Origin of the sequence: Streptomyces sp. URMC 127 (genome assembly GCF_051386535.1) — a bacterium.
Taxonomy (GTDB): domain Bacteria; phylum Actinomycetota; class Actinomycetes; order Streptomycetales; family Streptomycetaceae; genus Streptomyces.
This window is the reverse complement of the sequence record NZ_JBPQTW010000462.1, coordinates 1-1,000: the sequence shown is the minus strand read 5'-3', so window position 1 is coordinate 1,000 and position 1,000 is coordinate 1. Positions and strand designations below refer to the sequence as shown.

Sequence of the window (1,000 nt, the reverse complement as noted above, 5' to 3'; positions counted from 1 at the left end):
CCGGCGGGGGCGCCCCGGCCCCCCGGGCGGCCGGGCCGCCGGGGTACCGCAGGAAACCGGAATGGAACCGACCGGAAGAAAGGGGAGGGGGCGGGGCTACTCGGGCCGGGCGCAGGGGCGTACGCTTGCTGGCGCCATGCCGTACGAACCGCCTACCCACACCGTCGAGCGCTCCCTGCGCGCAACGACCGGAGCCAAGGTCGTCGCCGGGCTCGACGAGGTCGGCCGGGGCGCCTGGGCTGGCCCGGTCACCGTGTGCGCGGCCGTCACAGGGCTGCGCCGCCCTCCCGAGGGCCTCACCGACTCCAAGCTGCTGACGCCCAAGCGGCGAGCGGCCCTCGCCGGGCAGCTGGAGAGCTGGGTCACCGCCCACGCGCTCGGCCACTCCTCCCCGCAGGAGATCGACGAGCTGGGCATGACGGCGGCGCTGCGGCTGGCCGCGAACCGTGCCCTGGAGGCACTGCCCGTCCGGCCCGAGGTGGTGATCCTCGACGGCAAGCACGACTACCTCGGCGATCCCTGGCGGGTCCGCACGGTCATCAAGGGCGACCAGTCCTGCGTGGTCGTCGCGGCGGCGTCGGTGCTCGCCAAGGTCCGGCGCGACGCGATGATGTCGGAACTGGGCGACGGCTACGAAGACTTCGGCTTCTGTGACAACGCCGGATATCCCTCGCCGGTGCACCGCGCCGCCCTGGAGGCGCTGGGCCCCACCCCGCACCACCGGCTGTCCTGGTCCTATCTGGACGCACTGCCCAGGTGGCAGCACCTCAAGCGGGTACGCAGCGTCCCCGACACAGCTTCACTGGAGGCCGGTGGCCAGCTCGGTTTCGATTTCTGAGCGGCCCTGACCGCCACCCGCCGACGCGACTCGCACCGGCGTTTGATAAACATCAACTCATGCCTCTCATCCCCGAGGAGCCTCAGATTCACGAGAGTGTCCCGGGTCCCCGCGCCGTGCCGGCCCCCGGCCGTACGACGCCGACCCCCCGCCCTGTCCCTG

At 72.7% G+C, this 1,000-nt stretch carries 1 protein-coding gene; it reads left to right on the top strand.

The window, feature by feature from the left end; translation table 11 throughout:
- Positions 1 to 136 precede the first annotated feature (136 nt).
- Positions 137 to 838 carry a ribonuclease HII gene (locus ACSNOH_RS34905; protein ID WP_436725461.1) on the top strand — a complete coding sequence of 234 codons (702 nt, stop codon included), beginning with the start codon at positions 137 to 139 and terminating at the stop codon, positions 836 to 838.
- Positions 839 to 1,000: the final 162 nt, after the last annotated feature.

Coding starts and splice junctions, on each gene's coding strand:
- ACSNOH_RS34905 (WP_436725461.1), top strand. CDS start 137: ATGCCGTACGAACCGCCTACCCACACCGTCGAGCGCTCCCTGCGCGCA.